Annotated in this window: 27 protein-coding genes; 21 read left to right on the top strand and 6 right to left on the bottom strand. The window is 38.9% G+C overall.

Annotated features, from left to right (window positions below):
- Window positions 1–104 precede the first annotated feature (104 nt).
- The 12 genes from ACTG7Q_RS02385 (at window position 105) to ACTG7Q_RS02330 (ending at window position 11,176) form a co-directional block, all read left to right on the top strand.
- Window positions 105–1,547 carry a transferrin-binding protein-like solute binding protein gene (locus tag ACTG7Q_RS02385; protein ID WP_439240450.1) on the top strand — a complete coding sequence of 481 codons (1,443 nt, stop codon included), beginning with the start codon at window positions 105–107 and terminating at the stop codon, window positions 1,545–1,547.
- 193 nt (window positions 1,548–1,740) lie between these two features.
- Window positions 1,741–3,114, top strand: a complete 1,374-nt coding sequence (locus ACTG7Q_RS02380) for a surface lipoprotein assembly modifier (protein ID WP_439240448.1) — start codon at window positions 1,741–1,743, stop codon at window positions 3,112–3,114.
- Between the two features lie 235 nt (window positions 3,115–3,349).
- The gene (locus tag ACTG7Q_RS02375) at window positions 3,350–3,742 is read left to right on the top strand and encodes an ATP synthase subunit I (RefSeq protein WP_439240446.1); all 393 of its coding nucleotides are present in this window, start codon (window positions 3,350–3,352) and stop codon (window positions 3,740–3,742) included.
- 25 nt (window positions 3,743–3,767) lie between these two features.
- Entirely contained in the window at window positions 3,768–4,559 is a 792-nt protein-coding gene (gene atpB / locus ACTG7Q_RS02370; RefSeq protein WP_439240444.1) for a F0F1 ATP synthase subunit A, read from the top strand.
- Window positions 4,560–4,626: 67 nt separating this feature from the next.
- Entirely contained in the window at window positions 4,627–4,881 is a 255-nt protein-coding gene (gene atpE, locus ACTG7Q_RS02365; RefSeq protein ID WP_005599073.1) for a F0F1 ATP synthase subunit C, read from the top strand.
- Window positions 4,882–4,954: 73 nt separating this feature from the next.
- Complete coding sequence (atpF, locus tag ACTG7Q_RS02360; RefSeq protein ID WP_439240442.1) at window positions 4,955–5,425, top strand: F0F1 ATP synthase subunit B; 471 nt, start codon at window positions 4,955–4,957, stop codon at window positions 5,423–5,425.
- Between the two features lie 13 nt (window positions 5,426–5,438).
- The gene (atpH, locus tag ACTG7Q_RS02355; protein WP_439240440.1) at window positions 5,439–5,984 is read left to right on the top strand and encodes a F0F1 ATP synthase subunit delta; all 546 of its coding nucleotides are present in this window, start codon (window positions 5,439–5,441) and stop codon (window positions 5,982–5,984) included.
- 15 nt (window positions 5,985–5,999) lie between these two features.
- A complete protein-coding gene (gene atpA, locus ACTG7Q_RS02350; RefSeq protein WP_439240438.1) occupies window positions 6,000–7,541 on the top strand; it encodes a F0F1 ATP synthase subunit alpha in 1,542 nt (513 codons plus the stop codon).
- Window positions 7,542–7,570: 29 nt separating this feature from the next.
- Complete coding sequence (gene atpG, locus ACTG7Q_RS02345) at window positions 7,571–8,440, top strand: F0F1 ATP synthase subunit gamma (RefSeq protein WP_439240435.1); 870 nt, start codon at window positions 7,571–7,573, stop codon at window positions 8,438–8,440.
- A gap of 13 nt (window positions 8,441–8,453) precedes the next feature.
- Window positions 8,454–9,827: a F0F1 ATP synthase subunit beta gene (atpD, locus tag ACTG7Q_RS02340; RefSeq protein WP_439240433.1), complete on the top strand. Its 1,374-nt coding sequence runs from the start codon at window positions 8,454–8,456 to the stop codon at window positions 9,825–9,827.
- 36 nt (window positions 9,828–9,863) lie between these two features.
- Complete coding sequence (locus ACTG7Q_RS02335; RefSeq protein ID WP_439240431.1) at window positions 9,864–10,292, top strand: F0F1 ATP synthase subunit epsilon; 429 nt, start codon at window positions 9,864–9,866, stop codon at window positions 10,290–10,292.
- Between the two features lie 92 nt (window positions 10,293–10,384).
- Complete coding sequence (locus ACTG7Q_RS02330) at window positions 10,385–11,176, top strand: Cof-type HAD-IIB family hydrolase (protein WP_439240429.1); 792 nt, start codon at window positions 10,385–10,387, stop codon at window positions 11,174–11,176.
- Between the two features lie 82 nt (window positions 11,177–11,258).
- Here ACTG7Q_RS02330 and ACTG7Q_RS02325 read toward each other — a convergent pair whose 3' ends face one another.
- Window positions 11,259–12,473 (bottom strand): aromatic amino acid transporter, encoded by a 1,215-nt coding sequence (locus ACTG7Q_RS02325; protein ID WP_439240646.1) that lies wholly within the window; start codon window positions 12,471–12,473, stop codon window positions 11,259–11,261.
- A gap of 212 nt (window positions 12,474–12,685) precedes the next feature.
- Here ACTG7Q_RS02325 and ACTG7Q_RS02320 point away from each other — a divergent pair, with 212 nt between their 5' ends.
- Window positions 12,686–13,015, top strand: a complete 330-nt coding sequence (locus tag ACTG7Q_RS02320; RefSeq protein ID WP_439240427.1) for a hypothetical protein — start codon at window positions 12,686–12,688, stop codon at window positions 13,013–13,015.
- Between the two features lie 2 nt (window positions 13,016–13,017).
- Window positions 13,018–14,517, top strand: a complete 1,500-nt coding sequence (locus ACTG7Q_RS02315) for a hypothetical protein (RefSeq protein ID WP_439240425.1) — start codon at window positions 13,018–13,020, stop codon at window positions 14,515–14,517.
- Window positions 14,518–14,566: 49 nt separating this feature from the next.
- Here the strand turns inward: ACTG7Q_RS02315 and ACTG7Q_RS02310 are convergent, their stop codons facing one another.
- The 5 genes from ACTG7Q_RS02310 to hslV form a co-directional block, all read right to left on the bottom strand.
- Window positions 14,567–15,130: a hypothetical protein gene (locus tag ACTG7Q_RS02310; RefSeq protein ID WP_439240422.1), complete on the bottom strand. Its 564-nt coding sequence runs from the start codon at window positions 15,128–15,130 to the stop codon at window positions 14,567–14,569.
- Window positions 15,131–15,356: 226 nt separating this feature from the next.
- Window positions 15,357–15,542: a hypothetical protein gene (locus tag ACTG7Q_RS02305; RefSeq protein ID WP_439240420.1), complete on the bottom strand. Its 186-nt coding sequence runs from the start codon at window positions 15,540–15,542 to the stop codon at window positions 15,357–15,359.
- An 87-nt stretch (window positions 15,543–15,629) separates the two neighbouring features.
- Window positions 15,630–16,439 carry a hypothetical protein gene (locus ACTG7Q_RS02300; protein ID WP_439240418.1) on the bottom strand — a complete coding sequence of 270 codons (810 nt, stop codon included), beginning with the start codon at window positions 16,437–16,439 and terminating at the stop codon, window positions 15,630–15,632.
- A gap of 477 nt (window positions 16,440–16,916) precedes the next feature.
- Window positions 16,917–18,242, bottom strand: a complete 1,326-nt coding sequence (hslU, locus tag ACTG7Q_RS02295; RefSeq protein ID WP_439240644.1) for an HslU--HslV peptidase ATPase subunit — start codon at window positions 18,240–18,242, stop codon at window positions 16,917–16,919.
- 8 nt (window positions 18,243–18,250) lie between these two features.
- Window positions 18,251–18,772 (bottom strand): ATP-dependent protease subunit HslV, encoded by a 522-nt coding sequence (gene hslV / locus ACTG7Q_RS02290; protein WP_439240416.1) that lies wholly within the window; start codon window positions 18,770–18,772, stop codon window positions 18,251–18,253.
- 177 nt (window positions 18,773–18,949) lie between these two features.
- On the opposite strand from hslV, the gene ispF reads away from it, so the two are divergent.
- From ispF to lptD, 7 genes are all read left to right on the top strand, one after another.
- Window positions 18,950–19,432 (top strand): 2-C-methyl-D-erythritol 2,4-cyclodiphosphate synthase, encoded by a 483-nt coding sequence (gene ispF / locus ACTG7Q_RS02285; protein ID WP_439240413.1) that lies wholly within the window; start codon window positions 18,950–18,952, stop codon window positions 19,430–19,432.
- Entirely contained in the window at window positions 19,426–20,430 is a 1,005-nt protein-coding gene (gene truD, locus ACTG7Q_RS02280) for a tRNA pseudouridine(13) synthase TruD (RefSeq protein WP_439240411.1), read from the top strand. Before ispF ends, truD begins: the two co-directional genes overlap by 7 nt.
- Before the next feature lie 15 nt (window positions 20,431–20,445).
- On the top strand, window positions 20,446–21,186 hold the full coding sequence (gene surE, locus ACTG7Q_RS02275) for a 5'/3'-nucleotidase SurE (protein WP_439240409.1): 741 nt from the start codon (window positions 20,446–20,448) through the stop codon (window positions 21,184–21,186).
- 36 nt (window positions 21,187–21,222) lie between these two features.
- A complete protein-coding gene (locus tag ACTG7Q_RS02270; protein WP_439240407.1) occupies window positions 21,223–21,798 on the top strand; it encodes a YqaA family protein in 576 nt (191 codons plus the stop codon).
- 17 nt (window positions 21,799–21,815) lie between these two features.
- The gene (locus ACTG7Q_RS02265; protein ID WP_439240405.1) at window positions 21,816–22,022 is read left to right on the top strand and encodes a hypothetical protein; all 207 of its coding nucleotides are present in this window, start codon (window positions 21,816–21,818) and stop codon (window positions 22,020–22,022) included.
- A gap of 17 nt (window positions 22,023–22,039) precedes the next feature.
- On the top strand, window positions 22,040–23,437 hold the full coding sequence (locus ACTG7Q_RS02260) for a peptidoglycan DD-metalloendopeptidase family protein (protein ID WP_439240403.1): 1,398 nt from the start codon (window positions 22,040–22,042) through the stop codon (window positions 23,435–23,437).
- 155 nt (window positions 23,438–23,592) lie between these two features.
- Complete coding sequence (gene lptD / locus ACTG7Q_RS02255) at window positions 23,593–25,962, top strand: LPS assembly protein LptD (RefSeq protein ID WP_439240401.1); 2,370 nt, start codon at window positions 23,593–23,595, stop codon at window positions 25,960–25,962.
- The last annotated feature ends 118 nt before the right edge of the window (window positions 25,963–26,080 follow it).

Raw genomic sequence — 26,080 nt, 5'->3', positions numbered from 1 at the left:
TTTTAGCATATTATAGCCCTTATAGAATCTTTGTTCTTAAAGAAAATATGGGGTTGGTTATGTTCTATCTCTTACTCTTAAACTTTCTTACGAAGGAATAGTATATGTTAAATCAAACCTTTAAAATCACCGCACTTGCTGCTTTTGTTGGATTAACACTCACGGCTTGTGGAAGTAGCAATAAAGATGATAATACCAAAAACACCCAACCAAATACACAAACCCAATTAACACAGCAATCAAGCGACAAAGCCAAAGCAGACGCAGCAGCAGCCGAAAAAGCGAAAGCAGACGCAGCAGCGGCCGAAAAAGCCAAAGCAGACGCAGCAGCGGCCGAAAAAGCCAAAGCGGACGCAGCAGCGGCTGAAAAAGCCAAAGCGGACGCAGCAGCGGCTGAAAAAGCCAAAGCAGATGCAGCAGCAAAAGCTAAAGCGGATGCGGAAGCTGCCGCAAAAGCGAAAGCTGAACAAGATGCTGCCGCAAAAGAAAAAGCAGAAAAAGAAGAAGCGGCTAAAAAAGCTAAAGAAGCTGAAGAGGCCGCTAGAAAAGCGGAACAAGACGCAAAATTAGCTCGTGAGCAACTTGAGAAAAATGCTCACAATGATGGAAAATGGCGAATTATTATTCCTAATACATATGCTGGTAGTGGTCTCCGCAATGGTGCCAATACTAATGTAACAAAGGATATTTATAACCCTTACAGTATAAATGGGCTAAGTTCAAGCCACTATTACCGAACTGAAGATGGAAGTGTGCGTTCGAAATATACCACTCTCAGTGATATGGATCTTTCTAAAGAAGAAATTAACCCAAATAAAGTACAAAAATTATCTGCAACAGATAATCCAAATTTAGACTTTACGGATGTTTACTTTGTTAATCAAAAATATTCTTCTTATGCTGCTTGGGATAATGCACCTAATCGTAAAGAGTTCCCTAAACATGCCACCGATTATAGAAGTGGTGGTGCAGTAATTGCTAAATATGCTTCTGTGGGTAATTATACCACTTCGTCTCGACGTGCTGATTCAGCTTATGATAAGCCTGCTCAAATTGTCGTAGATGGCGGTTCAGCCACTTATAAAGGTAAGGTACTGGCAGGATATGCTGGTTATACTGCCTCTACATTCAAAGGTAGTGACATACCTACCGACCATCAAATTGGTGAATTGACCTTAAATGCGGATTTCAAAAAACAATCCGTATCAGGAACAATTACTTCGTTTGATACCAAAAAAATGGATAATGCTATTTTACAATCAGCAGAAATCAATGATGATGCTGAAGGTTTAAACTTTAGAGGTAAGATCACCAGTGATAGCAAAGTGTTACCAACCGCAAGTAATTTCAGATACTACAATGAACAAGGAACTTATCAAGGAACGTTTGTTGGTCCGAATGCGGAAGAAGTGGTTGGAAAGGGTAGTTATACCAACTATGAAGAAACCATCCGCCCTGACAAAAATGACTATCAACAAAAAGCACGAGTCGAGTTTGTCTTTGGTGCCACTCGTGAAGGGGAATATTCTCTTCCTGCAACAAAATAAAATATAATGCATCAATATCAGGGCATATTTATATGCCTTGATATTTAAATTATATTGAATAATGACGCCATTTTTTAATGGCGTTTTTCTGCCTTTTTCATTCGATAGGGACAAAAAAATGCACCCAAGATCTTATTTATTATCGCCACTGGTTTTCTTATGTTTCATGCCTTTTTCCTTTGCTGAGATCTCTGTGCAAAATGAACCGGATAAAAATATTAAAGTCGCCGACCCTACTTTACCCACCCTACAAACTCAACAGATTATTTCGCCACAAAGTCAATCGCAACGTCAATCGGATATTGTTGAACTTACAGATCAACAGCTTATTCAGCAACCCGAAATAGCTCGCCAATTACTGAATAATCTCATTGATACGCAACAATGGGCATTGGTGGAGCGTTTAATTCCCTTATATAAACAAACCACCAACCCCGATTTAACTCTGATTGAATATGCCAAAGCCAATTTAGAATATCAACAAGGGGAATTAGGTTCAGCGATTAAACGCTTACGTCAAATTTTAAGTGAAAATGATGATTTTGCCCCTGTGCGGTTTTTATTGGCCAGAGCCTTATTTGAAGATCACCAAGACAGTGCTGCACAAAATCAGTTTGAACGGATTCGGGCAGATGCTCCGCCGGCGGAAATTGCACAGGTGAGTGATCAATATTTATCGGCCTTAAATCAACGTAATAGTTGGGATTTCAGTTTTAATTTCAGTTATTTACAAGAAGATAATGTCAACAATGCGGCCAAATCTCGCTATGTGCATATTGGCAATTCACGTTGGTTGAAAAATGACAGTTCGCTGCCACAAAAAGCCCATGGGATCAATTATGGTTTGAGTTTGTCGAAAACCTTTAATCTGGTTAACGGCCATTATGCGGTGTTTAGTAATGATTTTTCAGCCAAGCAATATTGGGATAATCACCAATTTGACGATTTAATTAACCGCACTTCCTTGGGCTATCAATATCAAAATACGCAAAACCGTGTTGCCTTATTGCCGTTCTATGAATGGCGTTGGGTGGGGAATCATCGTTATAGCGGTTCCTTTGGTGTTCGTAGCGAATGGGATCATTGGCTTTCACCGAACTGGCGGTTGTCATTGGCAGGCGAATGGGGCAATACGCATCAAGCTCAAACCCGTGAGGCCAATAGCCATACTGCCTTGTATTCCAGTACCTTAATGTATTTGCCGAATGCGAAAACCTATGTTTATGTGGGCGGTGACTATTCCACCGAGAACGCCAACGATGATATATATAGCTATCATCGAAAATCCGTTCGTGTCGGTTGGGGCCAAAGTTGGTGGGCAGGGATTAGCACAAGGTTAAATCTGTATTATGCGCATAAAAATTATCAAACACCGCACCGTTTGTTATTAAAAACTCGTCAAGACAAAGAATGGGGCGGCACTGTCACCGTTTGGAAACAAAACTGGCATTTTTGGGGCATTACGCCGAAACTGTCTTTTAGTTTGAATAAGGTGTCGAGTAATTTAGACGAACTTTATAGTTATGATAAAAAACGGGTGTTTTTGAATTTTGAGAAAACCTTTTAGTTAATTTAGTCTATTATTTATATTATCCCATCTCGATCAAATAACGAGATGGGATTGTTTTTGCTTTAAAAAAACACAATTCTATTTAAAAACTGTGATCAATCTAACAAAATTTTGATCTTGTCCGATTTTTACTGCGTAATTGATTGCAATAAAAGCCTTTATAGGTGATAATTCAGGAGCTTTCAGGCGTTTGTCTGTTTGAATATTTTTTAGACTTTACTGGGCGTAAATAATGTCGGCTGTGTTACAACAAGCTCAAAATTTGTATAAAAAAGTATATATTGCAGAATTAACCGTGCTTATTATTGCTTTTTTGCTGTTATGTTATTTTGATAAACCGATGGCTTACGCATTTAGTTTCGGCTATTTGGTTGTTTTGATACCCAGTTTTGTGGTGATGTTTTTGGCGTTATCTTATGCCAAAAACAACAACAAACCCATAAAAACAACCTTATTTTATAGCCTTGAAGCCATAAAATTCTTGTTTGTTATGCTTTTAATCGTTATATCAATCAAGTATTTAATAACCAATAATCAGTTTACTTTTTTTGTCGGCTTTTTTGTGGCTATTCTCTTAAATAGTCTGCTGCCTTTGGTTTTGAATATATTTAAACAACGTCATTGATCATTTACAGAAAGGTTTTATTGATATGTCAAATTTAACTACTGCTGATTATATTAGTCACCATTTAAGTTTCCTTTCATCTGGGGACGGTTTTTGGGCGGTGCATTTAGATACGCTGCTTTTCTCACTTATTTCGGGTGCGATTTTCCTGTTTGTTTTTTCAAAAGTAGCGAAAAAAGCCACCACAGGCGTGCCGGGTAAACTACAATGTTTTGTGGAAATTGTGATTGAGTGGGTGGACGGTTTAGTCAAAGATAATTTTCATGGCCCACGTAATGCCATTGCCCCACTCGCCTTAACCATTTTCTGTTGGGTATTCATCATGAATGCCATTGACTTAATTCCAGTGGATTTTCTACCGCAGTTTGCTAATTTAGTCGGCGTTCATCATTTACGTGCTGTACCCACTGCCGATATTAGTGCCACTTTGGGGATGTCAATTTGTGTATTCTGTTTAATCCTATTTTATACCGTGAAATCAAAAGGTTTCAATGGGTTAGTCAAGGAATATACACTCCACCCTTTCAATCATTGGGCATTTATTCCGGTTAACTTTATTCTTGAAACCGTTACGTTATTAGCTAAACCGATTTCTTTAGCGTTCCGTTTGTTTGGTAACATGTATGCCGGTGAATTGATCTTTATTTTGATTGCCGTGATGTATATGGCAGATAATTTTGCCTTACAAGCATTAGGCATCCCATTACATTTAGTGTGGGCGATTTTTCATATATTGGTGATTACTTTACAAGCATTCATCTTTATGATGTTAACGATTGTTTATTTGAGTATTGCTTATAACAAAGCGGATCATTAAACGAAAATTTCTTTTTAACTTAACCTAGCCTTCGGGCTTATTTATCAATCTTTTAATGGAGAACATTATGGAATCTGTAATTACAGCAACAATCATTGGTGCATCAATCTTATTAGCCTTTGCTGCACTAGGTACAGCTATTGGCTTTGCGATTTTAGGCGGTAAATTCTTAGAATCTTCTGCTCGTCAGCCTGAATTAGCCAGCAGCTTACAAACGAAAATGTTTATCGTTGCTGGTCTTTTAGATGCGATCGCAATGATTGCTGTGGGTATTTCATTACTTTTCATCTTCGCAAACCCGTTCATTGATTTATTAAAATAAGTCGGGCTTGAAATTTAGGGTTATTTCGGATTTTGACGAAATAACGTAACCGACTTTTTTGTAGGAGGGCGTTGTGAATTTAAATGCAACATTAATTGGTCAACTTATTGCGTTCGCACTTTTTGTGATGTTCTGCATGAAATATGTTTGGCCACCGCTCATTAAAGCGATTGAAGATCGTCAGGCGAGTATTGCTAATGCGTTAGCGTCTGCCGAAGCCGCTAAAAAAGAGCAAGCCGATACGAAAGTATTAGCGGAAGAAGAAATTTCTAAAGCCAAGTTACAAGCACAAGAAATTATCGATTTAGCCAATAAACGCCGTAATGAAGTGCTAGAAGAAGTGAAAGCGGAAGCGGAAACCTTGAAAGCCAAAATTATTGAACAAGGTTATGCAGAAGTGGAATCTGAGCGTAAACGTGTACAAGAAGAATTACGTGTGAAAGTGGCTTCACTTGCCATTGCAGGTGCAGAGAAAATTGTCGGTCGTACCATTGATGAGGCGGCCAACAGTGACATTATTGATAAGTTAGTTGCAGAATTATAGGAAGGTTGAGCTTATGTCAGAATTAACTACGATAGCTCGCCCTTATGCCAAAGCAGCATTTGATTTTGCCGTTGAACAATCAGCAACCGATAAAAGTGCGGTGCAAAAATGGGCAGAAATGCTCGGTTTTGCTGCACAGGTGGCTGAAAATGAACAGGTGCAATCTTTTTTAAGCAGTTCTTTTTCTGCCAAAAAAGTCGCTGATACGGTGATTTCAATTTGTGGCGAACAACTTGATCAATATGGGCAAAATCTGATTCGGTTAATGGCTGAAAATAAGCGATTAACGGCACTTCCAGCTGTATTTGATGAATTTCAACATTATGTGGAAGAACATAATGCAACCACGGAAGTTCAAGCCATTTCGGCTCAACCATTAAGTGCAACGCAACAACAAAAAATTGTCGCTGCAATGGAAAAAAGACTGGCTCGTAAAGTGAAATTAAATTGCAGTGTGGATAGCTCACTGATTGCAGGGGTTATCATTCGTACTGACGATTTTGTGATTGACGGTTCAAGTCGTGGTCAGCTAGATCGTTTAGCTAACGAATTGCAATGATAAGAGGAATTCAAAATGCAACTAAATTCAACAGAAATTAGTGAATTGATTAAAAAACGTATTGCCCAATTTGATGTGGTGAGCGAGGCTCGCAACACTGGGACAATCGTTTCCGTGAGTGATGGGATTATCCGTATTCACGGTTTAAGTGATGTAATGCAAGGTGAGATGATTGCCTTACCTGATAACCGTTTTGCGATGGCATTAAACTTGGAACGTGATTCCGTTGGTGCGGTGGTCATGGGGCCTTATGCGGATTTAGCCGAAGGTGTGGAAGTGCAATGTACTGGCCGTATCCTTGAAGTACCCGTAGGTCGTGGTTTATTAGGCCGTGTGGTCAACACCTTAGGTGAACCGATTGACGGTAAAGGTGAAATCGAAAATGACGGTTTCTCACCAGTAGAAGTGATTGCCCCTGGGGTTATCGACCGCCAATCCGTGGATCAACCTGTTCAAACCGGTTATAAAGCGGTGGACTCCATGGTACCAATCGGTCGTGGTCAACGTGAGTTGATTATCGGTGACCGTCAAACCGGTAAAACCGCTTTGGCGATTGATGCGATCATTAACCAACGTGATTCAGGCATTAAATGTATTTATGTGGCGATTGGTCAAAAAGCATCTACTATTGCCAATGTGGTGCGTAAATTAGAAGAACATGGTGCGTTAGCCAACACTATCGTGGTTGTTGCGTCCGCATCTGAATCTGCCGCATTACAATATTTGGCTCCTTATGCCGGTTGTGCCATGGGGGAATATTTCCGTGATCGTGGTGAAGATGCGTTAATCATTTATGATGATTTATCCAAACAAGCGGTAGCCTATCGTCAAATTTCGTTATTACTTCGTCGTCCACCGGGTCGTGAAGCCTATCCGGGTGATGTGTTCTATTTGCACAGCCGTTTGTTAGAGCGTGCATCTCGTGTTAATGCCGATTATGTAGAACGTTTCACTAAAGGCGAAGTGAAAGGAAAAACCGGTTCTTTAACCGCACTTCCTATCATTGAAACCCAAGCAGGGGACGTGTCAGCGTTCGTACCAACTAACGTGATTTCCATTACCGATGGTCAGATTTTCTTAGAATCTAACTTGTTTAACTCAGGGATTCGCCCTGCGGTCAACCCAGGTATTTCGGTTTCTCGTGTGGGTGGTGCAGCACAAACCAAAGTGGTGAAAAAATTGGCTGGGGGTATTCGTACCGCACTAGCACAATACCGTGAATTAGCGGCGTTTGCACAGTTTGCATCAGATTTAGATGATGCTACTCGTAAACAATTATCCCACGGTGAAAAAGTCACTGAATTATTGAAACAAAAACAATATGCACCGTTAAGCGTAGCGGAACAAGCATTAGTGTTATTTGCCGTTGAATTTGGTTATTTAGAAGATGTGGAACTCAATAAAATTGCCAGTTTTGAAACCGCACTTTTAGATTATGCTCATCGTCAATATGCCGACTTTATGCAAGAGTTGAATAAATCAGGCAACTATAATGATGAAATTAAAGACCAGTTAAAAGGCATTTTAGATAGTTTCAAAGCAAATAATGCGTGGTAATAGCTTAAAGACGGAAACGGAGAATTAACATGGCTGGTGGAAAAGAGATAAAAACCAAAATTGCCAGTGTACAAAGTACACAAAAAATTACCAAGGCAATGGAAATGGTCGCCACATCGAAAATGCGTAAAACGCAAGATCGGATGGCAGCATCTCGCCCTTATTCTGAAACCATTAGAAATGTTATCAGTCACGTGTCTAAAGCAACCGTTGGTTATAAACACCCTTTCTTAAGTCAACGTGACATTAAGAAAGTCGGTATCCTTGTGATTTCAACTGATCGTGGTATGTGCGGTGGCTTAAATATTAATTTATTTAAGACCGCACTTAACGAAATCAAACAATGGAAAGAAAAAGGCGTCACCGTTGAGCTCGGTTTAATCGGCTCAAAAGGGATTGGCTTTTTCCGTTCTCTTGGGTTGAAAGTGCGAGGACAACATTCTGGTTTGGGCGATAACCCTGTATTAGAAGATTTATTGGGCGTGGTAAACGGTATGATTGATGCCTACCGTAATGGCGAACTTGATGCTATTTATATAGCCTACAATAAGTTTGTTAATACCATGTCGCAAAAACCAGTTTACCAACAGCTTGTGCCATTACCAGAATTAGAAACTGATAAATTAGGCGAAAGACAAAATGTTTGGGATTATATTTACGAACCGGATCCAAAAGTGCTATTAGATAGCTTATTGGTACGTTATTTAGAATCTCAAGTATATCAAGCAGTGGTTGATAATTTAGCTTCAGAACAAGCGGCTCGAATGGTGGCGATGAAAGCAGCAACAGACAATGCAGGGAATTTAATCAATGACTTGCAGTTGGTGTATAACAAAGCTCGCCAAGCAAGTATCACAAATGAATTAAATGAAATTGTTGCTGGTGCAGCAGCGATTTAATGGAGAACAGGTAATGTCAGCAGGAAAAATTGTACAGATTATCGGTGCGGTAATCGACGTTGAATTCCCACAAGACGGCGTACCAAAGGTTTATGATGCCTTAAAAGTGGAATCAGGTTTAACCCTTGAAGTACAACAACAATTAGGTGGCGGTGTGGTACGTTGTATTGCACTCGGTTCATCTGATGGTTTAAAACGTGGTTTAAAAGTAGAAAACACAGGTCATCCGATTTCTGTGCCAGTGGGTGTGAAAACCTTAGGACGTATTATGAACGTGCTGGGTGAGCCGATTGATGAAAAAGGTGACATTGGTGCGGAAGAAAACTGGGCCATCCACCGTGCGGCACCAAGTTACGAAGACCAATCTAACAGTACAGAATTGTTAGAAACAGGGATTAAGGTTATCGACTTAATTTGTCCATTCGCTAAGGGTGGTAAAGTGGGTTTATTCGGTGGTGCGGGTGTAGGTAAAACCGTGAATATGATGGAGTTAATCCGTAATATTGCGATAGAACACTCAGGTTACTCTGTATTCGCCGGTGTGGGTGAGCGGACTCGTGAGGGGAATGACTTCTACCACGAAATGACCGAATCTAACGTGTTGGATAAAGTATCACTCGTTTATGGTCAAATGAATGAGCCACCAGGCAACCGTCTACGTGTGGCATTAACCGGTTTAACCATGGCGGAAAAATTCCGTGATGAAGGCCGTGATGTATTATTCTTCGTGGATAACATCTATCGTTATACCCTTGCAGGGACAGAAGTATCAGCGTTGTTAGGCCGTATGCCATCTGCGGTAGGTTATCAGCCAACCTTGGCGGAAGAAATGGGGGTATTGCAAGAACGTATTACTTCTACCAAAACAGGGTCTATCACCTCTGTGCAAGCGGTGTATGTACCAGCCGATGACTTAACTGACCCATCGCCAGCAACTACGTTCGCTCACTTGGACTCCACTGTGGTATTAAGCCGTAATATCGCATCACTCGGTATTTACCCTGCGGTTGACCCATTAGATTCTACATCACGTCAACTCGATCCATTAGTGGTCGGTGAAGAACACTACAATGTGGCACGTGGTGTGCAAGGTATCTTACAACGTTACAAAGAATTGAAAGATATTATTGCCATCCTTGGTATGGACGAACTTTCCGAAGATGATAAATTAGTGGTCGCACGGGCACGTAAAATCGAACGTTTCTTATCACAACCATTCTTCGTAGCGGAAGTATTTACCGGTTCACCTGGTAAATATGTGTCATTAAAAGATACGATTCGTGGCTTCAAAGGTATTCTTGATGGTGAATACGACCATATTCCGGAACAAGCGTTCTATATGGTAGGTTCAATCGATGAAGTTGTTGAAAAAGCGAAAAATATGTAATCACTTCAACTGATTACCAGATTGAAGGAGATCAAAATGGCAACATTTAACTTAATTATCGTGAGTGCGGAGAAAAAAATCTTCGAAGGTGCGGTAAAAAGCGTTCAAGCAAGTGGTATTGAAGGGGAATTAGGGATTTTAGCCAATCACACCCCTTTAATGACAGCGATTAAACCAGGGATTGTAAAATTCACCCTTGAAAATGATAGCGAAGATGTTATCTATGTGTCTGGGGGATTTTTAGAAGTCCAACCTAATATCGTTACTGTGTTAGCAGATGTCGCTATTCGTGGTGATGAGTTAGACCAAGATCGTATCTTGAATGCGAAACGCAAAGCAGAAGAAAATATTGTGGCAAAATCTGGAGATGCCAACCATGAATTAATGGTCGCTAAGTTATCGCAAGAACTTGCCAAATTACGTGCTTACGAATTAACGGAAAAATTAACGAAAAATGGTCGTTAATTGTTAAGATGATATGAAAAACCGCCTTAGGGCGGTTTTCTTTTTTTCAAAAAATGGTAAATTAAAATAGCATTAATAACAAAGGAGTCGCCATGTTATACCACGCCGTTTTCAGTGACATTGATGGTACTTTATTAAATGACCAACATCAAATCACCCCAAGAACAGAACAGGCAATTAAAGCCGTAATAAAGCAAGGTATTCCTTTTATTCCAGTTTCAGCACGCCCACCCTATGCTATTACGCCTTACATTCATCAATTACAAACCGAGCAAGCCATGATTTGTTATAGCGGCGCATTAATTTTAGATAAAAATTTAACCGCACTTTATAGCGTACTTATTGAGCAAAATGATCTGAGATTACTTAATCAAATTTTAGCGGATTATGCCGATTTATCCATTAATCATTATGCTGGATTAAATTGGTTTAGCAACGATTTAAGCCATCCTTGGACATTGCAAGAAAGCCAAATTACCGGTTTACAAGCGGAATTGGCACCAAAAGATTTAACTGAGGTGCATAAAATTTTGGTAATGGGCGACGCCGAAAAGATTCAACGATTAGAACAAAAACTTAAGCAAAATTTCCCGCACTTAAGTATTCATTGTTCCAAACCGGAATACCTTGAAATGATGAACAAAGCAGCCACCAAAGCCAAAGCGATTCAATTTATGGAAAACCTATTGAATGTTACAGCCGAGCAAATCATTGCTTTTGGCGACAATTTTAATGATTTGGATATGTTGCAATATGTGGGATTAAGTGTGGCCATGGGCAATGCGCCAGATGAAATCAAACAGGTCGCCAAGCAAGTGACAGCGAATAATAATGAAGATGGGATTGCGTTGGTGTTGGAATCGCAGTTTCCTATAATAGATTAGCATTCAAATACAATAAAGTGCGGTGAAAAAATAAACATTTTTCACCGCACAATTTTATTCCACGACGTTTAAACTACTACTTTCACCCAACAACATTTGGCAATAATCCCGCTTGAATGAGGAACGGAATAGAGGTAATGATCACGCCCAACAGGGAAACGACAATTAACAGCGTATTTCCACCAAACACACGATAGGGTAAATTCGGGTATTTTTGGCGAGCTTTCCAAGTTAATACGGCAGGTAGCACAACTGCGTAAAAGGCGAACATTTGACCGGCATAACTTAAGGCTAAAATAAAGCCTTGTGGATAAAATAACGCAAATAACATCGGGGGTAAAAATGTGAGTAGACCCAACATCACTCGCCCCGCAGAACGATGTAAAGTGCGTTTGAGTAAATCGTGAATACAGTCAAATAACCCTAAAGATACCCCAAGGAAAGACGTAATTAATGCTAGTGCAGAAAAGATTTTAACCGTGTTACTTATGGCCTGACTGCCGGTTATTTCTTTTGTGGCGGTGACTAAGCCATTTAAAGTGGGGTCTTTTTGTAAAATATCTAAGAATAACGACTGACTTAACACCCCATGGGTGGAAAGTTGCCATAAAATATAAATCACCAACGTGATAAAAGAACCGGTTAAAATAGCGATTCGCAAGGATTTAACATTTCCACCTAAATAGGCATTTAAACTAGGAATGGAGCCGTGAAAGCCAAAAGCTGTGAAAAATACTGGGCTAGCAGAAATTAATAAGGCATTATCAATGGGCATGGCCATTAAGTTATCGACGCTTATTTTCGGCGACATTAACACGAGTACAAACACTAATGCAGCCACCATAATATAAAAAAGTAAGCGGTTAATTACATCAACACTTCGGGTGCCAATAACAACAAAGGCTCCAAAAATAAGGGTAAACAGCACAATGGATATTTTCGACGTGGTTTCGCTATCACTGATTTGTGTAAGAAGAGAAGCTAAAATATTCCCTCCGCCAGTGACATAAGCGGCTAATAACGCATAGAGGAAAATCATTAAAATCGCCGTAGAAATAACTCGTCCTGCTTTACCAAAATACTGAGCAGACAAGGTTCCAATACCGGCGTCGGGTTCGGCGGTTTGGTAAATTTCGACAAACAATAACGCACTATATGTGAGTAGAAACCATAATATCCCTAATAATACAAAGGTAAAGGTAAAACCGATCCCCGCGGAAGTTAATGGCATGGCCAACATGCCTGCACCAATCATGGTGCCAGAAACCAGTAAGGTACTGCCGAGCGTTTTATTCATCATGATGTTCCTTTTGTTTTTATAGGCTTTTTAGTATAACAAAAGCCTATTGTAAATAAAATGTTTAGATAAAATCTCTTAGCCGTGTTTAACCAATGTGTTGATGAGATTTCCATTTAAATTGCTCAAAAATACATCAGTTTATAATAAAAATTTTGTTAATTTTTTACAATAGAAGTAATAATTAATAAACTCCTCAGATAAAAATAATTATGGATAAAAAATTTGACTTGCAAAATTATCTTGCCACCATTCCAAAAATCAGTGATGAAAAAGATATTGAAAATTTATTTAATGTGATGAATGTGGTGGCTAATTTGTCTATTCCTATTGGTCAAAAAACTGCTTTATTAAATCAGATGGAAAGCAAGTTAAAGGATAATCCTAAATTTCAAGAGATTGCAGATAGCCATAAACCAGAAATAGAGAAAATGCAGAAAATCATGGCAAATTTGGCACATGATCTGGCAGAAAAAAAGAGCAGGTCAATAAACAAAAGCAAGAAATTAAAACTGGTCAGCAGTTTAATTTGCAGCAGTTGAATATGCTTAAAGGTTATGAATTAGTGAAATATATTACAGAGCATATCACTGATACTAGTCAATGGGCAAAGATTGGCAAAGAAAATCAAAATAAAGCCATTAATTATATTGTCAATCATACTGATCTAAATGATCCTGAACAACTTAAAGACACTGCCAAAATTGCAGGATATGCTGCAACAAATGAAGAGAATTTAAATAAATTATTGGAAGAATTTAGACAAGCCAAACCAGAAAGAAGAGAAACTTTATTAAATAATTTCAGAAATAATCCAGAATTTCAAACTATTTTTAAAAGATGTGCTCATTGGGAAGATAATCCTGAAATGTTTAGATTATTTGTAGATACCCTTTCTACCATTAATAGTCTGGCTTATAAGAATAGTCATATTCAAGTGGTCACTGTGGGGAATATGATAAGAACCATTCCTGATAATGAAGAAACAAGACTGAAATTTAGACATTTAATGGCAGAGCAAATTGCCAAAGAAACTGACCCTGCTAAAAAAAGATCTTTAGAAAGTATTTCTAATGAAATTATATTTACAGAACTGAAATCCAAAGACTTATTCAATAATAAAGATTTATTAAATAAACCTGCTGATGAAATCTGGGGATTGTTAAAAAGCCAATTAAATAAATCCTTGGATATTTGTAAAAAATTTGATTCTCATTCTAAATGGGACATTATCAGCCTATTTAAATCAGATCATAACACCAATGTAGGGCAGTTATTACATTCCCAATTAACTCTTTATTTAGCAGGAGATAATAAAGACATTTTAAATAATGCTTTCTTTAGAGAACTCTATGAAAAAAGTAAAGCACAAGGCAATGATCATTCCCTGTTTAAAAATGCTCTTGCTGGTATGTGGTTTGATAGTGAATCAGCAGATAACATTATAGAGTTATTAGACAAAGATTTAAAAGATAATCCTAAACTTAAGCCTGATCACACTATGATAGATCAGCAATATGTAGAAAACTATAAACAAGATAGGGATAAATATTACCATGTCACTATGGCAGTAACTTCAATTAATAAAGATATTAAATCTACTGAAGTTTATGATATGTTTAGGAAAATTAATAATGGTGAGACATTAACAGATAAAGAATTAGCTATTGTAAGAAAAATTAAAGAATTAGAAAAAACACCTGATTTTAAATATGATCCATTAATTCCTGGAAGAGAAGAAACTGCCACAAATAGAGAAATTTTAAATGATTTTTATCAAGCCACACATTTTACACCAGATCAAATACTAGAAAAATATAATAAAAATGAGAATGCTATTACCCACATAAGTGAAGATACAAATAAAATATTATCTGTTGCTGATATTGAACAATCTAAACAAGTAGTAAATGAAATGCAAAAACAGGCTAATATAGTGTATCAAAAATCTAATATAAAATCTGAAAAATATAATAAAGATGAAGAAGAACAAAATGATTTAAGTTATGCAAGCAATGTAAATGGTGGGACGTTTAATAGTTAAACAACAAAGCAAAAGGCAATGAATTTATCATTGCCTTTACTCTGAATTATTAACTAAATAAAGTTGTTTTAATATAATTATCCATAATCCTTAAAGTTTTATGTTTTTCTGCTGCACCAGTTTTAAATAATTTTTGATTTTCAGGGCTAACTTTAAACTTGTCAAATAGAGAAATTATCATATTATCAATTTCAGTTAAATAAATAATAATGCTATTGTTATAAAACTTATTATTTAATATTTCTTCTAAATAGTCACCTCTAATTTTAATGAATAATTCAAATTGAGAATAATTATTTATAGAGTTTAAATTATTTTTTATTGAAATACTGAATTTATAAATTTTATCTTCAAACTCTTTAATTCCAACTAATTCATTATAGTTTAAAGGTTGAATTAAATCTTTATAAGTGTAAGTTTTCCCCCTAAAAGTACTTTTAATATTTCTCATTTCCTGAGTAATTTCACCATATTTAAATAACTTTTCTCCATTAGGTGTGCAATATTGGTCTTTAGGAATTTTAGTCCAATCTTGGCAGCCAAATGAAAAAACATTTTGAGAAATAAATAAAAAACTTAATAACAAACCTAATTTAATTTTATTTTTGAGCATATAAACTCCTTTTATTATTATATTTATTTTTATTTGGATATTATCGTAGATAAAAATAAATACAATATATTTTTTATTAAAATTTAGTGAATTTTTCTGAATAAAAAATAATAAATTTAAATTCAGAAAATATACAAATTTTGTATTTTATTTACCCAATAAGGCTTTGTTTATAAAGCCTTATTTTATGGGGGTATCAACACATTGGTTAAACACGGCTAAGAATCTAAGGTAAGCTATTCTCTAATTCCACTACTCTTTTCTCTAGCTCATCAATTCTTTTTTGAGCAGCGGATATGTGTTGAACTATTTGTTCTATGATGAAATCATCAACTGTTTCCTTTCTGCTGCCGTGAGCTTTTCGATATTCTTCGTAAATATCTACTAGTTTGGTTAAGTTTAAGTCTTGCATAGTGTTCTCCTATGGTTAGGTTGTGATTAAAGATAGAAATAGTTAATTTGAATTAGTAGCTTATTTCCTGTGTGTTTATCAAAAAAATTATTTAGATTTTGATGATAATTTATGTAATATATTGATTACTCTTTCATTAATGATTTTTATTTCATCAACTAGAAACTTAGATTCACCTTTTGTATTTTTTGTTATCTTTTCTTTTATTGTTGAAGTCCTCATTGATGAGCAAGCGAGTTCTTCCTCTAGGTCATATAATTTTTCTATTATAATTTCATCGGTAGATTCCAATTCGATATTTTTATCTTTAAAGTTTTCTCTTAATTTAATCAATTCTACAATAGTAAAAGATTGTAATTCTTCTTTATCCTTCGATAGTTCTACTAGCTTTTCTCTCTCTTTGATCTCTTTTTCATATTCTTTAAATAAATTGTAGATCCAGTCATCACAATAAATATAAATAAGACCTAAAATAAAAGGAATGAAAATATCCCATTTGAATAGGTATTTTAAATGTTCAAGAAATTCATAACATGAATGTATAGGATTTATAAATATGCTAAAGATAATTTGGTTGAATAAATAAAGTGATAAGCAAGAAATGATTCCGTAAATAAACTTGGTGATTTTGTTTTTATAACAGCAAGCTAAGAAACGACAAAGACCTTTTAAAAGTTTACATTCTTCTTTCTTAATTTGTTTCTTATAAAACTCATAATTTCTTGCATGTGTGAAATATTTAAAACAACTTGAAATAAAAAGTGAATTTAAAGTCAGTATAACAATATCCAAAATAGAACTTGGATGAAAATACATTTGAATTAGAATTGTAATAGAATAAATTACTACAATAAATATCCAGAATAAAGAAATACTAGAAATTTTCTGGGAAGACATACACTACCAACGATTAAAAATATAAGCGCACAAGGTGATTTCTAAACATACTAGCACTGTTTTTTTTTTGCACAATATCTGATTATTCATTCGCCTATTTTTTAACCAAAAGACAAGTAGACATGACCAGCTACCGCTAGGCAATAGCGAAAATGAAATGGGATAAAGGCAGGAAAAAACAGCGTAGCGTAGCGGGCGGATCTATATATCCGCCCGAAAATTACGCTCCGTTTTTAACGGGCGGATACATAGATCCGCCCCTCCATTTTAGTTAAAATATCATCAACATAAAAATGGCATATCCGCTAATTAAAGATCGGATAAAGCGGTCGTTTGGAGATCGATTTGATCTTAACTTTGAAATAGATTTTGTTAATAAAATCAAGGGTTTGTTTTTTCTTTTTATGCCTAAAAAGAGAATTTAATGATAAAAAAAGTGCGGTGAAAAACACCGCACTTTTTCGTTGAACTTGCAAATTACAAAATAAACCGGCTTAAATCTTCATTATCCACCACGTCATTTAATGCCGTAGACACATAATGTTCATCAATCACAATTTTCTCACCAGAACGTTCGCTCGCATCAAAGGAAATGCCATCCATTAAGCGTTCTAACACGGTATGCAAGCGTCTTGCGCCAATGTTTTCGGTTTTTTCGTTGACACGGAAAGCGGATTCAGCGATTTTGCTGATACCATCTTGGGTAAATTCAATCTCTACTCCCTCGGTTTTCATCAGCTCACGGTATTGTAGCGTTAATGAGGCGTTGGGTTCCGTTAAAATACGCTCAAAATCTTCTTTGGTGAGGGATTTTAATTCTACCCGAATCGGTAAACGGCCTTGTAATTCGGGTAATAAATCTGATGGGCGGGCCACTTGGAATGCGCCGGAACAGATAAATAAAATATGGTCGGTTTTTACCATGCCGTGTTTGGTGTTGACCGTTGAACCCTCAATAATTGGCAACAAGTCACGTTGCACCCCCTCACGAGAAACGTCACCGCCGCTGTATTCGCCTTTTTTACAGATTTTGTCGATTTCATCAATGAATACGATACCATGCTGTTCCACGGCTTCCACCGCTTGCTGTTTTAAATCTTCAGGATTGACTAATTTTGCCGCCTCCTCGTCGATCATCACTTTCAACGCATCTTTGATTTTCATTTTGCGTTTTTTGCTTTTGCTTGGCGACATGCCCTCAAATAAAGATTGTAATTGTGAGGTCATTTCTTCCATACCCGGTGGGGTCATGATTTCCACGCTGACAGGGTGAGACACGTCAATTTCGATTTCCCGATCATCTAATTGGCCCTCACGTAATTTTTTGCGGAAGATTTGGCGAGTAGCGTCATTATTGCTTTCTTCAGCATTGCCCCATTGATCTTTAGCGGGGGGCAATAATACATCTAAAATGCGATCTTCCGCCGCATCTTGGGCTTTCATTCGATTTTTTTCAACCGCTTGTTGACGCACTAATTTCATCGACATATCGGTGAGATCACGGATAATGGAATCCACTTCTTTACCCACATAGCCGACTTCGGTGAATTTGGTGGCCTCGACTTTAATAAAGGGCGCATTGGCGAGTTTGGCTAACCGGCGAGCGATTTCAGTTTTCCCAACCCCGGTTGGGCCAATCATTAAAATATTTTTCGGGGTCACTTCTTGGCGCAGCGCTTCGGGTAATTGCATGCGACGCCAACGGTTACGCAAAGCAATGGCAACGGCACGCTTGGCGTCACTTTGCCCGATAATATGCGCATCTAATTCTGAAACGATTTCACGAGGGGTCATTGACATAATTATCTTCCTTATACTTCTTCGATTACATGATTGTGGTTGGTGTAAATATCAATATCACCCGCAATATTTAAGGCTTGTTTGACGATTTCGGCGGCGGTTAAATGGTTCTCCGTGCGAAGTAGGGCTAAGGCAGCCGATTTCGCATAGTTACCCCCCGATCCAATGGCTAATACATCAAATTCAGGTTCAATCACATCACCACTGCCTGAAACTAATAAAAATTCGTTTTCGTTGGCCACAATCATCATGGCCTCTAAACGACGTAGTGAGCGTTCAGTTCGCCATTCTTTGGCTAATTCCACCGCACTTTTGACTAAATGCCCTTGGTGGAGTTCGAGTTTTTTCTCAAATAAATCCCGCAAAATAAAGGCATCCGCAGTAGAACCCGCAAAACCAGTGACTACGTTGTCTTTATATAAACGGCGTACTTTCCGCACCGTACCTTTCTCGACGCAATTCCCTAAGGTGGCTTGTCCATCCCCACCAATGGCGACTTTGCCGTCTTTGCGTACACATACTATGGTTGTCATTTTTTGATCCTTTTTAGACTAAATTACGGTATAAATGGGGTTAAATAGGACGATTTCAAGGCAATGTTTAATAAAAATACCGCACTTTTTTATTGCCATGATCTTTGTATATTACTTTAGTGAATTGCGTTAAAATTTGATATCATAAGCCAAGATAGACAGAATAAAGGAAAGACTATGATCCGAATTGGACAAGGGTTTGATGTACATGCGTTTGGGCAAGATCGCCCATTGGTGATTGGTGGGGTCATCGTGCCTTATCATACGGGATTTATTGCGCACAGCGACGGCGATGTGGCTTTGCATGCGTTAACCGATGCCTTATTGGGGGCTGTGGCGTTAGGCGATATTGGTAAATTATTTCCCGATACGGAGATGCAATTTAAGGATATTGATAGCCGTATTTTATTGCGTGAGGCCTTTTCTCAAGTGCAGCAAAAGGGCTATAAAATTGGCAATGTCGATGTCACCATTATTGCCCAAGCGCCGAAAATGCGTCCACATATTGATGCGATGCGAGCGGTGATTGCCGCCGATTTGCAATGTACCATTGAACAAGTGAATGTGAAAGCCACTACCACGGAAAAGCTAGGTTTTACTGGACGTGGCGAGGGCATTGCGAGCGAAGCTGTGGTGTTATTGGTAAAAACAGCATGTTAGATTTAGCCTATTTACAAACTCGCCCAAAACAAACCGCACTTTTAAAGGCAGAATATGCAGATTTTGTAGTGAAAGAGCGGTTAGGCTATGAAATGTCGGGTGAGGGGGAATTTGTGGCGGTGAAAATCCGTAAAACCAATGCTAACACGCTCTTTGTGGGCGAAAAATTGGCCGCCTTTTGCGGTGTGTCCGTTCGCAATATGAGTTATGCGGGGTTAAAAGATCGCCATGCAGTGACTGAACAATGGTTCAGCATTCAATTACCCGGCAAGCCTACTCCTGATTTTAGTCAATTTAAACTCGATGGGGTAGACATTTTAGCGGTGACTCGTCATAACCGCAAAATTCGTATTGGTAGCCTAGATGGCAATGAATTTGAGATTTTATTGCGTGATGCCGTGGAAACCGATGAGCTAAAAGTGCGGTTAAAAAATTTGCAGATATTGGGCTTTCCCAATTATTTTATGGAACAACGTTTTGGACGAGATGGCCATAATTTAACCCAAGCCATGGCGTGGGCAAAAGGGGAAATTCAAGTGAAAGATCGTAAAAAACGCAGTTTTTATTTATCTGCGGCACGCAGTGAAATTTTTAATCTTGTGGTGTCAAAACGGATTGAAATGGGCTTGGCTTGCCAAGTTTTAGCACATGATATTGTGCAATTAAGCGGTTCACACAGTTGGTTTGTGGCAGATGAAAACGAAGATCTCAATCAGCTACAAGTGCGGTTAGAAAATCGGGATATTTTATTGACTGCCCCGTTAATCGGTGACAACCCACCATCCGCTTGTGAATTAGAAAATGCAGTGGTGTCAGAGCATCAGGCATTGCACCAATTAATGCAGCAAGAACGCTTAAAATCCGCACGCCGTCCCCTGTTAATGCAAGCAGAAAATTTGTCTTGGCAGTTTGTCGATGAGGGATTAAAACTGGCCTTTTATTTACCATCTGGCAGCTACGCTACGGCATTGGTGCGAGAATTGGTTTTAACCGAATAAAAATAGGAAAGCAAAATGAATATATTATTATCTAACGATGACGGCTACCATGCCGAGGGCATTCAAATTTTAGCCACACATTTGCGCAAATTTGCTAATGTGATTATCGTGGCGCCCGATCGTAATCGCAGTGCCGCCTCCAATTCCTTAACCTTAGTGGAGCCATTGCGCCCTCGCAAATTAGACAATGGCGATTATTGCATTAACGGCACACCAGCGGATTGCGTGCATTTAGCGCTCAATGGATTTTTATCGGGAAAAATTGATTTGGTGGTGTCTGGCATTAATGCGGGCGCCAATTTGGGTGATGATACCTTGTATTCAGGCACGGTAGCTGCCGCTTTTGAGGGGCGTCATTTAGGATTGCCTGCGATTGCAGTGTCCTTAGATGGGCGTCAGCATTATGAAACGGCGGCGAGAGTGGTATGTGATTTAGTGCCTCGTTTACATGGTAATTTGCTTAAAAGCCGTGAAATTATCAATATTAATGTGCCAGATGTACTTTATGATGATTTAAAAGGTGTGCAAGTTTGCCGCTTAGGAAATCGCTTATCTGCGGCTGAAATTATTAAACAACAAGATCCCCGTAATGAAGTGATTTATTGGATTGGCCCTGCGGGTTTGCCTGATGACGCAAGCGAGGGAACGGATTTTTATGCTGTGCAACAAGGCTATGTGGCGATGACGCCAATTCAGCCAGATATGACCGCACATCATTCAATCAGCGCTTTACAAAATTGGCTAGACAGTGAATAATAGTGGCTTTATTTGTGGTTTTAATAGGATAGAAAATTGAAAATTTTTGGTGCCATGTATGATAAAACGATGCAATGGTCAAGACATCGTTTTGCGACATTTTGGCTGTGTTTGGTGAGTTTTATTGAGGCGATTTTCTTTCCGATTCCGCCGGATGTGATGTTGATTCCTATGTCAATGTCGAAACCCAAACGTGCATTAACATTCGCATTTTACACCGCACTTGCCTCTGTTATAGGCGGTATGATTGGTTATGCGTTAGGTTATTATGCCTTTGATTGGGTACAACAATATATTGTTAAATTGGGTTATCAAAGCCAGTGGGATAAAGCCATTTCATGGTTTGAACAATGGGGTATTTTAGTGGTATTTGTGGCGGGTTTTTCGCCTATCCCCTATAAGATTTTTACCATTGCCTCGGGTGTATTGCAAATGGCCTTTTTTCCTTTTGTGCTGACCGCTTTTATTTCTCGTTTTGCCCGCTTTTTGTTGGTGGCGAAATTAGCCGCTTGGGGCGGTGAAAAATTTGCGGCAAAATTACGCCGTTCTATTGAAGTGATAGGTTGGTCGGTTGTGGTGTTGGCGGTTATCGTTTATTTGATTTTGAGATAAGGAATAAGAGAAGAAAAATGATCAAGAAAGTAGTGGGAGTATTGGCGCTAGTGAGCGGATTAGTGGCTTGTTCTTCTGAAGTGGCTGCACCGACACAAAAAATCAAAGATCCTAATGCGTTACCTGATGGGATTATGCAGCCTGTCGCAGGAACGGGGGCGATCGAGGGAGGCAGTTTTATGCCTGAAATTCAGCCAAGTCAAATGCCATCGAATATGAAATAATGAAGAGATTTTAATTTATGAAAAAGACATTTTTATTACTGCCTTTAACGGCGTTTGTATTAACTGCTTGCTCCAGTTCTAACCATGCAGCCCCCGTTGAAAACGCCAATGGTGCGTTGACACCTGGTGTGATGCAACAGGTTGAAAATAATACTTGGGAGCCTCAAATTCAACCAAGTAGCATGCCTTCTGGTATGAATGATCAAGTGGTGAGTCAAACGGTGGCTAATCAAGCAGGCACTTATGCAACCAATACAGCGACGAATACTGCCAATGCCGCCACCAACATGGCGACCAATGTAGCAACCATCCCCACAACAGTGACGACCACTGCGACGGTGCAACCGACCCCAAACGCCCCGTCTTTACAGCAAGTTCAACAAGCGGCACAACCCGTCACGACCACGAAAACTGTGTGTAAACCGGTGCAAGTACAAGTGACGAAAAAAGTGCCAAGCACCAATCAAAGCCAAAGTGTTGAAATTCCTCGTAACAGTCAAACGAATGCGCCTGATTACAGCAAAATCGACAAAGGGTTTTATAAAGGCACCAATTATACCGTGAAAAAAGGCGATACCATGTTCTTGATTGCCTATATTGCGGGTATTGATGTAAAAGAATTAGCGCATTTAAATGGCATGAGCGAGCCTTATAAATTAAGCGTAGGGCAAACTTTAAAAACCTCCAATGCACCGGCGACCAAAACCGTCACTGAAACGAAACAAGAATGTAAAGAAGTGACTGTGACGACACAACCTGAAGTGAGCTATACTGCTGCACCAAATGGGACACAATACGGCTCTGATGGCACGGTAACAGGCCCTGTTAAAGCGATGGCTGGTTCAGCAGAACAACGTGTATCAGGCCCTGTTACGGCGACAACTAACACTGCAACAACGGTAGCGACCAATGTTGCCACAACAGCGCCAACAACTGTTTCGAGTACAACAGGCGTCGTCGCAGGTACTGCGGCAACCACGGGAGCAGTGACAGCCTCTGCCGCCTCCAGTTCAAACAGTCGTTATACCGCTGCTCCACAATCCAATATTGCATGGCAATGGCCAACCACAGGAAAAGTGGTACAGGGGTTCTCTAGTGCGGATGGCGGCAACAAAGGCGTGGATATCAGTGGTTCAAAAGGCCAAGCAGTATATGCCGCCGCCGCAGGACGTGTGGTGTACGCAGGTAATGCCTTACGGGGTTATGGAAACCTGATTATTATTAAACATAATGATGATTTCTTAAGTGCTTATGCCCACAATGACAGCATTTCGGTCAGCGATCAACAGCAAGTAAAAGCGGGTCAACAAATTGCTAAAATGGGGAGTTCTGGCACTAACAGTGTGAAACTTCACTTTGAAATTCGTTATCAAGGTAAATCGGTGGATCCAACTCGTTATTTACCAAAACGTTAAAAATAACGATTTTTTCACCGCACTTTTCAGTTAAACCGTCTATTATTTAGGCGGTTTTTTTTGTGATCATTGGCCATCGCACTGAAAATAATCTGCCTTTTAATGGGTTTTCTTGTATAATCAACCTAATTTAAATCAAGTAGAATGGTTAGCCCATGAAGAAAAATTACTACACATTACTTTCTTTATCAATTTTGACCGCACTTTATAGCACGAGTAGCGTGGCGAATATCGAAGATTTACGTCAGCGTTGTTTGGCTGGTGTGCCGCAATTTTCAGGTGAAACCGTGCAAGGTGATCCCAATGATCAACCTGTATATATTGAGGCCGATAAGGCGGATGTGATTAATCCGAGTCGTGCCTTGTACAGTGGCGCCGTAGATTTTAAACAAGGCGCACGTCATTTACAAGCCAACGAAGTGGAAGTGACGCAAACCGGTGAGGGCGATAATGCACAGCGTTATGCTTATGCTCGGGGGCATTTTGATTACCAAGATAATTTAATCAAGATGAATGGTGACAATGCAAAAGTGCATTTGAACAGTAAAGACACCGACATTGCCAACGCTAATTATCAATTAGTGGGTCGTCAAGGTCGAGGAACGGCGGAAACTTCCGAGATGCGGGCGGATTATCGTCTATTGAAAAACGCTACCTTTACTTCTTGCTTGCCTGATGACAACGCATGGCAAATTGATGCGAGCGAAATGAAACAATATGTCAAAGAAGAATATGCGGAAATGTGGCATGCTCGTTTTAAAGTGGCTGGCGTGCCTGTTTTTTACACCCCTTATTTACAATTACCGCTAGGTGATCGTCGTCGTTCAGGCTTATTAATTCCAAGTGCAGGGAGTTCAAGCCGTGATGGTTATTGGTATGCTCAACCGATTTATTGGAATATTGCGCCTAATTATGATGCGACCTTTACCCCGAAATACATGTCACACCGTGGCTGGCAAATGAACGGTGAATTCCGTTATTTAAATGTATTAGGTGAGGGCAAAATTGCGGGTGAATATTTAGGTAAAGACCGCTACACTAACTATTCCAGTGATGATAACGACCGCAAACGGCATTTATTCTACTGGGCACACAATGCCAGATTATGGGATAACTGGCGGTTAAATGTGAATTATACCAAAGTCAGCGATAAGCGTTACTTCAGTGATTTTGATTCTGAGTATGGGAGCAGTACCGATGGTTATGCCGATCAAACTGCCCGTTTAGCCTATTATCAACCCAACTGGAATTTCGCCATTTCGGCCAAACAATTCCAAGTGTTTGATGAGGTAGATATCGGGCCATACCGAGCGTTACCACAAATTGATTTTAATTATTATAAAAATGGATTGGCCAATGGCTTAGCCGATTTTAAATTATTCGCTCAAGCGGTGCATTTTGATAATGACAGCTCAAGCATGCCAACGGCATGGCGTTATCATGTGGAACCGAGTTTAAACGTGCCACTCTCCAATCGTTACGGCAGTTTAAATGTTGAAACCAAACTTTACGCCACCCATTATCAGCAAAAAGCCGGAACGGGCGTGGATGCCAATACACAGAGTTCAGTGAATCGAGTGTTACCACAAGTGAAAGTAGATTTACAAACGGTATTAGCGAGCAAAGAAACCTTATTTAAAGGTTATACACAAACCATTGAACCCCATGTTCAATATTTGTATCGTCCTTATAAAGATCAAAGTAACATCGGTTCAACCCGCAATTCTAGCTATTTAGGCTTGGGTTATGACTCTGCATTATTGCAACAAGATTATTATTCCTTGTTCCGTGATCGTCGTTATAGTGGGTTAGATAGAATTGCCTCCGCCAATCAATTTACCTTAGGTGGCACTACCCGTTTTTATGACAAAAACGCAGAAGAACGCTTTAATTTATCCTTAGGTCAAATTATTTATCTGAATAATTCACGTATTGATGACAGTACAGAAAACAGTACCACGGGGCGTTCTTCCTCTTGGGCGTTAGAAAGTAATTGGAAATTCAATGATCAATGGCATTGGAAAGGTAGCTATCAATATGACACACGTTTAGATGCTACGTCATTAGTGAATTCTACCCTTGAATACAACCCAGAACGTAATAATCTGGTGCAGTTAAATTATCGTTACGCCAGTAAGGAATATATTAACCAGAACTTGACCTCAAGCGTGAATCGTTATAACCAAGATATTCAACAAATTGGTGCAGTTGTGGCATGGGAAGTGGCGGATAATTGGGCGTTAGTTGGCCGTTATTATCATGATGTGGCGTTAAATAAACCCGTGGAACAATATGCAGGCGTACAATACAATAGCTGTTGTTGGGCGATCGGTGTTGGCGTTCGCCGTTATTTAGTGAATGAAAGCAGCAAACGTCAATATAGCGATGAAAAAGATACCCTTTACGATCACAGTATCGGTGTGACCTTTGAACTCCGAGGTCTAGGCAGCAACGATCACCGCAGTGGTATTGTGCGCATGTTGGATAAGGGGATGTTGCCTTATATTAAAGCCCCAGAATTGTAATAAAATCTCCCCCCCCACACTAAGTGTTAGGGGGATTTTTTATGGTCAAAAAGTGCGGTGAGAATTAAAAATTCTTTTTTGTTGTCGCATTATTTTATTGATCATCTCACAAAAAAAA

This window comes from Lonepinella sp. BR2474 (genome assembly GCF_051851555.1).
GTDB lineage: Bacteria > Pseudomonadota > Gammaproteobacteria > Enterobacterales > Pasteurellaceae > Lonepinella.
This window is presented reverse-complemented; position numbering and strand designations above follow the sequence as displayed.

Coding starts and splice junctions, on each gene's coding strand:
- ispF (WP_439240413.1), top strand. CDS start 18,950: ATGATCCGAATTGGACAAGGGTTTGATGTACATGCGTTTGGGCAAGAT.
- atpE (WP_005599073.1), top strand. CDS start 4,627: ATGGAATCTGTAATTACAGCAACAATCATTGGTGCATCAATCTTATTA.
- hslV (WP_439240416.1), bottom strand. CDS start 18,772: ATGACAACCATAGTATGTGTACGCAAAGACGGCAAAGTCGCCATTGGT.
- ACTG7Q_RS02320 (WP_439240427.1), top strand. CDS start 12,686: ATGGATAAAAAATTTGACTTGCAAAATTATCTTGCCACCATTCCAAAA.
- ACTG7Q_RS02315 (WP_439240425.1), top strand. CDS start 13,018: ATGCTTAAAGGTTATGAATTAGTGAAATATATTACAGAGCATATCACT.
- atpB (WP_439240444.1), top strand. CDS start 3,768: ATGTCAAATTTAACTACTGCTGATTATATTAGTCACCATTTAAGTTTC.
- ACTG7Q_RS02325 (WP_439240646.1), bottom strand. CDS start 12,473: ATGAATAAAACGCTCGGCAGTACCTTACTGGTTTCTGGCACCATGATT.
- ACTG7Q_RS02330 (WP_439240429.1), top strand. CDS start 10,385: ATGTTATACCACGCCGTTTTCAGTGACATTGATGGTACTTTATTAAAT.
- ACTG7Q_RS02260 (WP_439240403.1), top strand. CDS start 22,040: ATGAAAAAGACATTTTTATTACTGCCTTTAACGGCGTTTGTATTAACT.
- ACTG7Q_RS02385 (WP_439240450.1), top strand. CDS start 105: ATGTTAAATCAAACCTTTAAAATCACCGCACTTGCTGCTTTTGTTGGA.
- lptD (WP_439240401.1), top strand. CDS start 23,593: ATGAAGAAAAATTACTACACATTACTTTCTTTATCAATTTTGACCGCA.
- ACTG7Q_RS02375 (WP_439240446.1), top strand. CDS start 3,350: ATGTCGGCTGTGTTACAACAAGCTCAAAATTTGTATAAAAAAGTATAT.
- atpG (WP_439240435.1), top strand. CDS start 7,571: ATGGCTGGTGGAAAAGAGATAAAAACCAAAATTGCCAGTGTACAAAGT.
- ACTG7Q_RS02335 (WP_439240431.1), top strand. CDS start 9,864: ATGGCAACATTTAACTTAATTATCGTGAGTGCGGAGAAAAAAATCTTC.
- ACTG7Q_RS02265 (WP_439240405.1), top strand. CDS start 21,816: ATGATCAAGAAAGTAGTGGGAGTATTGGCGCTAGTGAGCGGATTAGTG.
- ACTG7Q_RS02310 (WP_439240422.1), bottom strand. CDS start 15,130: ATGCTCAAAAATAAAATTAAATTAGGTTTGTTATTAAGTTTTTTATTT.
- atpD (WP_439240433.1), top strand. CDS start 8,454: ATGTCAGCAGGAAAAATTGTACAGATTATCGGTGCGGTAATCGACGTT.
- ACTG7Q_RS02305 (WP_439240420.1), bottom strand. CDS start 15,542: ATGCAAGACTTAAACTTAACCAAACTAGTAGATATTTACGAAGAATAT.
- atpA (WP_439240438.1), top strand. CDS start 6,000: ATGCAACTAAATTCAACAGAAATTAGTGAATTGATTAAAAAACGTATT.
- truD (WP_439240411.1), top strand. CDS start 19,426: ATGTTAGATTTAGCCTATTTACAAACTCGCCCAAAACAAACCGCACTT.
- atpH (WP_439240440.1), top strand. CDS start 5,439: ATGTCAGAATTAACTACGATAGCTCGCCCTTATGCCAAAGCAGCATTT.
- ACTG7Q_RS02300 (WP_439240418.1), bottom strand. CDS start 16,439: ATGTCTTCCCAGAAAATTTCTAGTATTTCTTTATTCTGGATATTTATT.
- surE (WP_439240409.1), top strand. CDS start 20,446: ATGAATATATTATTATCTAACGATGACGGCTACCATGCCGAGGGCATT.